Source organism: Mesorhizobium sp. M7A.F.Ca.US.006.04.2.1, from assembly GCF_004022915.1.
GTDB classification, from domain to species: Bacteria; Pseudomonadota; Alphaproteobacteria; order Rhizobiales; family Rhizobiaceae; genus Mesorhizobium; species Mesorhizobium ciceri.
This window is the reverse complement of record NZ_RZQA01000404.1, coordinates 1-5,651: the sequence shown is the minus strand read 5'-3', so window position 1 is coordinate 5,651 and position 5,651 is coordinate 1. Positions and strand designations below refer to the sequence as shown.

The following is a 5,651-nucleotide window of genomic DNA, read 5'->3' as shown; positions in this document are numbered from 1 at the left end:
GATCAGGTCGCCGGGCTCCAGCGCATTCTCCCGCTGCGGCGTTTCGCCGGGAAGCCGGTGAAATTCCTCCAGCGAAACATGGCGCCGGCCCTTCTTGCCTTCGATCTCGACCACGGCGTCGAGCGCCACCAGCGGCACGCAGAAATCCGACGGGTGGGTGGCGATGCAGGCGTCGCTCCAGCCGAGCACGGCGTGCAGGCGGTTTTCGCCGCCCAGCGCATCGCAGCCGGCGCCTGGCTCGCGCCTGTTGCAGGCGCTGGCTGTGTCGTAGAAATAGCTGCAGCGCGTGCGCTGCAACAGATTGCCGCCGACGGTGGCGGCGTTGCGAAGCTGCGCCGAAGCACCCGACAGCAGCGCCTCGGCCACCGCCGGATAGGATTTGGCGAACGCCGGATCGTAAGCAAGCTCGGCATTACGGACCAGCGCGCCGATGCGCAGGCCACCATCGTCCAGCCGTTCGATGCGGTTGAGCTCCGGCAGCCGGGAGATGTCGACGATACGCTCGGGACTGGTGATGCCGCCTTTCATCAGGTCGAGCAGATTGGTGCCGCCGGCGAGATAGGCCGAGCCCGGCTCGGCTGCCGCGGCGATGGCGTCGGGAATGGTGGCGGGCCTGATGTAATCGAAGTCTCTCATGCCGCGGTCCTCCGGTCGGCTTTGACAAGCTGTTGCTGGGCTTCCAGGACGGCCTCGACGATGCCGCCATAGGCCGCGCAGCGGCATATGTTGCCGCTCAGCCCCTCGCGGATGCGTTCGGGGTCGTCGCCGGCCTGGCCCTCGGCGATCAGGCCGAGCGTGCTCATGATCTGGCCGGGTGTGCAGAACCCGCACTGGAAGCCGTCATGGGCGATGAAGGCGGCCTGCACCGGATGCAGTTCCTCGCCGTTGGCGACGCCTTCGATGGTCAAGACCTGGGCGCCGTCATGGCTGACCGCCAGCGCCAGGCATGAGTTGATGCGCTTGCCGTCGACCAGCACCGTGCAGGCGCCGCATTGGCCGCGGTCGCAGCCCTTCTTGGTGCCGGTGAGATCGAGCCGCTCGCGCAGCAGGTCGAGCAGGGTTACGCGTGGATCGACCTCCAGTTGGTGTCGGTGGCCATTGATGGTGAGGGTAATGGGAAGGCTGGTCATGGGCGTCTGGCTCCAGTTGCTTGACGCGGATGGGATTGAACTGGTGCCTTGCCGCAGAAGGGCAAGGTAACCGTTGGGTCAGGTCTTGACGGCGAAAGCGGAGATGGCGGATCTCCCGCGAGGCAGGCGGGCAGGGGAGATGTCGGCTTGCGTGTTCGAAAGACGTGACATACCGGTTCCCCTGATTATATGATAAAGGTGCTCCACTAAAACGGAGGCGCCTCCGTTTATTACGTGGTGGCTGACCCTGCCGGATTCAAGCCCCCTGACACGATGTGGAGAAAAAATTGGCCAGCGAGCCGTCCGCCATTGCTGAACAGAAGGCCGAGGCCGTAGACGCAAAGCCGCTGCGCGCCGATGCGCGGCGCAACCGCGACCGGCTGGTCGAGGTGGCGGTGTCAGTCTTTGCCGAGCGCGGCATCGATGGCTCGCTGGAGGAGATCGCGCGCCGCGCCGGCGTCGGCATCGGCACGCTCTACCGGCATTTCCCGACGCGCGAGCATCTGGTCGAGGTGGTCTATCGTCGTGAGGTGGAGGCGCTGTGCGCGGCCGCCGGCGAGCTTGCCCAAAAACATCCGTCCGATGTCGCGCTGGAACAGTGGATGCAGCGCTTCGTCGACTACATCGCCACCAAGCGCGGCCTGGCGACCAGCCTGCGCATTGTGCTCACCACCAATTCGACGCTGTTTTCCGACACGTTCGGCCGGGTGTCGCAAGCCTTGCGACGCCTGGTCGAGGCGGCGGTGGCCGACGGCACCATTCGCGGCGACGTCGACGCTTCCGACGTGCTGCACGCGCTGGGCGGCATCTATTCAGCGCCCGACACCCCCGAATGGCGCGACCGCTCGCGCCGGCTGGTCAAGCTGTTGATGGACGGGTTGCGGTTCGGGGCTGCAAAGGCACAATGAGGCGACCAGATTCCGGCCGTGCAAAACCAGACCTATCGATGAGTTGAGGGGATACGATGTATGTAGGCCGTTCCTACAAACTGATCGATTTCGCGCTGTGGTCGCGGCGCAGCGTCATCTACATGGTGGTGGTGAGCGGTCTGGCCGTGGCGGCCTACCGTCTTCCAGGCATCGCCGGGTTTTCGGTGCCATGGTCGGTGGTGCTGGTGCTTGGCACCACCGTGTCACTCGTCGCCGGGTTCAAGAATTCGCAGGTGTTCACCCGCAGCAGCGACGCGCTGCAGGCTTTTACGCAAATTACGGCCAGCAGCCGTTTGTGGTCCAATTTCTGCAGGGATTTCCTCGACGCGCCGACGGCCAGACAGCTCATCTATCGCCACATCGCCTGGATGACGGCATTGCGCTTTTCCCTGCGCCGGCCGATGCCATGGGAGTCCATGGCGCGGGCCGCCAATATCGAATACCGGCGGCGCTACCGTATCCATGAGGATGCGAGCTCGCTCGGCGACGAATTGCGTCCGCTGCTCGCCGAACAGGCCGAGGACGTCCTGAAATCGCCCCAGCCGGCGATAGCCCTGCTCGAACTGCAATCTGTCCAGGTCAATGCGCTGTTCAAGGACACAAAGCTCCCTCCTCAGATCTATGGCGAACTGACCAAGCTGATCCGCGACTTCCATGACCAGCAGGCGCGCTGCGATCGCATCAAGAACAATCCCTATCCCCGGCAATACGCCATCGTCAGTTCGATGTTCGTGATGATCTTCTGCACACTGTTGCCGTTCGGGGTCGTTCCCGTCTTTGCCGATATGGGCAAACTGGGTGGCGTGCTCGGGTCGATAGCGATCTGGCTGACGATCCCGTTCAGCACGCTGCTCGGCTGGGCCTACATGTCTCTCGACCAGGTCGGCGAAAGCAGCGCCAACCCGTTCGAGGGCAATGCCAACGACGTTCCGATCTCGCAGATTTGCCGCGACATCGAGATCGAGTTGCGTAGCGGGCTCGGCGAGAGCGACCTTCCCAAGCCCCTGCTGCCGGTCAACGACATCGCGACCTAGGCAGGATCACGACGAGGCGCGGCCCCGGCGGTCCCCTTCATCGTGCTGCTGGCGGAGGACGCTCAAACGTCAAGGCAGACCTTGCCGAAATGCTTTCGGGATTCGTAATGCGCGAAGGCGGTGGCGATGTCCTGCAGCGGAAAGTGGCGGTCTATGACGGGCTTCAGCCTGCTGGACTCTATCGCGCGGATCATATCCTCCTGGTCGGCCCGGCTGCCGATGGAAATGCCGCTGATGCGGATCTGGTTGGAAAACAGGGCTGGGATAGACACTTCCGCCGCAAAGCCGGTCAGGACGCCGACCAGCGCGATGTGACCGCCCGTGCGGCAGGCGATAATCGACTGCGCCAGCGTGGCGGGTCCGCCGACCTCGATCACGTGATCGACGCCGCGCCCGCCCGTCAGATCCTTGGCCTTGCGGCCCCAGTCCGGGACGGACTTGTAGTTGATGACGGCGTCGGCTCCGAGGCGCTTGAGCCTTTCCAGCTTCTGCTCGTCGGATGAGGTGGCGATGACCCGGGCGCCGGCGGCCTTGGCGAATTGCAGCGCGAACAGCGATACGCTGCCCGAACCGAGGACCAGCACTGCGTCGCCCGGCTTCACCTTGCCGCACACAATCAGGCCGCGCCAGGCAGTAACGCCCGTGCAGGTGAGCGACGCCGCCTCGACATGCGTATAGCCTGCCGGTGCCCTGGTGAAAGCGTGCGCCGGCATGCAGACATACTCGCTGGCGAAGCCGTCGAAACTGTCTCCCGGAATATCGCGCCGGGTGCAGGGCGTCATGTCACCGCCCAGCCACCAGGGATAGAAGACGCTGACGACGCTGTCTCCGGGCCTGAGTGCATCGACACCGTCGCCGAGGGCAATCACTTCGCCGGCGCCGTCGGAGAGCGGAACGCGGCCGTCGGCGAGAGGCATCTTGCCTTGCACGGCAAAGTCGTCGCGCATGTTCAGCGCGCAGGCCCGGATCCTGACCAGCACCTCGCCCGGCCCTGGCTGGGGCGGATCTTCCTCGACCAGGTCGAGATTGCCCAAGCCGCCCGGCGCTCTCAGCCTGACCAGTCTCATTGTCTTCTCCGATGTGTGGGGTGTCTAGAATTGCAAGGGCCTAGCGGGCCTGCCGGCCGGAGATCACCCGCAGCCAGGGCGCCAGATGAAAGGCGCTCATCAGCAGATACATCGCAGCCATGCCCGTGAGGGGCGAGGCGTCGGTGCCCATGCACTGCATGGCCGCATCGCCGCTGAAGATGCAGGTGAGCAGCGCCATCACGGCGAAGGTCGGTGCCGCGGCAAGGCAAAGCCAGTCGGCCAGCCCGAGGGTGGCGGCTTCTGGGATCGTGCTGCCGGCACCTGTGTGGATATCGCTCATCGCCTTGATCCTTGATGATCATGCCAGCCACGACAGGTTCCTCTCTCCACGGAGTGGGGAGAGGAACCCAGACTGGACAACCGTTACTGCTCGCCCTTGTCGCGGAATGCGGCCTCACCGGCAGCAGACACTTCTTCCCATTTCTTGTCGGCCCCGGCGTCGTAATTGTCGTGCCAGTTCCACCAGGAGTAGAGTGGAGTCTGCGGATAGCCTTCGGGCGAATCCTCCCAGATTTCCTGGCGGCCGAGCGGCGTCGCGTCGAGATAGCTCCAGACGGTGCCCATCGCTTCGTCGCCGCGGCTGTTAATCAAGTAGGTGCGGAAGATACGATCGCCGTCACGGATGAAGACGTTGTGGCCGTGCCATTCGTCGACACCGAAGTCCTTGTCGAAACTGTCAGTGATTGTGTACCAGGGCATCTGCCAGCCCATCCGCTGCTTCAGCCGCGCAATGTCGGCCTGCGGGGCACGCGAAGCGTAGGCAAGCGTGGTGTTGCGGGCGTTGAGATGGGCGAGGTGGCCGACCTGGTCGGCGCCCAGCGAACAGCCGCGGCAGGCGTGATCGGGCCAGCCATGCACGCCGGGCTCGAAGAAGGCGCGATAGACGATCAGCTGGCGGCGGCCTTCGAACAGATCGAGCAGGCTCGCTCTGCCGTTCGGTCCCTCGAACACATAGGCCTTGTCGACTTCCATCCACGGCATGCGCCGGCGCTCGGCGGCCAATGCGTCCTTGGCGCGCAGTGTTGCCTTTTCCTTCACCAGCATCTGTTCGCGGGCGGCTTCCCAGTCCTGCCTCGAAACGATGGGCGGGGTCTTCATTGCGATGTGCTTGGTCATTGGTCGTCTCCTTTGCCAGTCGGTTGTCGCTTGCTGTCAGCCAGAATAGGGCGGTGAAGCGGGAGGGTGGGAGTTACAAGTGTGACGGGATTTGCAGGAGCCGGCCCGTCGCAGCAGGGGTGGCGCATCCTCACGGTGCCTTCGGCCGGGTGGAGAGGAGTGTCGGTTGGCATTGTCGGTTCTCCCTTGGCGTGCCGCGCGTTGCCGATAGTTGCCGATGCGGCTTGCCGGTTGACGGTACGGATTTAAGTTAGGGCGGCGACGCACAAGGGTGGGAGTTACAAGTGTGACGGGATTTGAATGGATTCGCTGATCACCGCGGCTGCGCTGGCACTGGCCGGAGGCGACCCGCTC

General features: G+C 64.4%; 7 protein-coding genes. 2 read left to right on the top strand and 5 right to left on the bottom strand.

The window, feature by feature from the left end; translation table 11 throughout:
- Both EN925_RS20785 and EN925_RS20780 read right to left on the bottom strand, forming a co-directional pair.
- A partial coding sequence (locus EN925_RS20785; RefSeq protein ID WP_206632876.1) for an FAD binding domain-containing protein occupies positions 1 to 636 on the bottom strand: 636 nt, incomplete at its 3' end.
- Positions 633 to 1,130, bottom strand: coding sequence for a (2Fe-2S)-binding protein (locus tag EN925_RS20780; RefSeq protein WP_013530705.1), 498 nt, complete (start codon positions 1,128 to 1,130; stop codon positions 633 to 635). The genes EN925_RS20780 and EN925_RS20785, both read right to left, overlap by 4 nt.
- A 287-nt stretch (positions 1,131 to 1,417) precedes the next feature.
- Between EN925_RS20780 and EN925_RS20775 the strand changes: the two genes are divergently transcribed.
- Together EN925_RS20775 and EN925_RS20770 are read left to right on the top strand one after the other, a co-directional pair.
- Entirely contained in the window at positions 1,418 to 2,038 is a 621-nt protein-coding gene (locus EN925_RS20775) for a TetR/AcrR family transcriptional regulator (protein WP_024501664.1), read from the top strand.
- Positions 2,039 to 2,094: 56 nt separating this feature from the next.
- A complete protein-coding gene (locus EN925_RS20770; protein WP_127369005.1) occupies positions 2,095 to 3,093 on the top strand; it encodes a bestrophin family ion channel in 999 nt (332 codons plus the stop codon).
- Between the two features lie 62 nt (positions 3,094 to 3,155).
- Here EN925_RS20770 and EN925_RS20765 read toward each other — a convergent pair whose 3' ends face one another.
- From EN925_RS20765 to EN925_RS20755, 3 genes are all read right to left on the bottom strand, one after another.
- On the bottom strand, positions 3,156 to 4,160 hold the full coding sequence (locus EN925_RS20765; protein ID WP_127388327.1) for an NAD(P)-dependent alcohol dehydrogenase: 1,005 nt from the start codon (positions 4,158 to 4,160) through the stop codon (positions 3,156 to 3,158).
- 40 nt (positions 4,161 to 4,200) lie between these two features.
- Entirely contained in the window at positions 4,201 to 4,461 is a 261-nt protein-coding gene (locus EN925_RS20760; protein WP_024501661.1) for a hypothetical protein, read from the bottom strand.
- 83 nt (positions 4,462 to 4,544) lie between these two features.
- Entirely contained in the window at positions 4,545 to 5,297 is a 753-nt protein-coding gene (locus EN925_RS20755) for a thioredoxin family protein (protein ID WP_013530710.1), read from the bottom strand.
- Positions 5,298 to 5,651 lie beyond the last annotated feature (354 nt).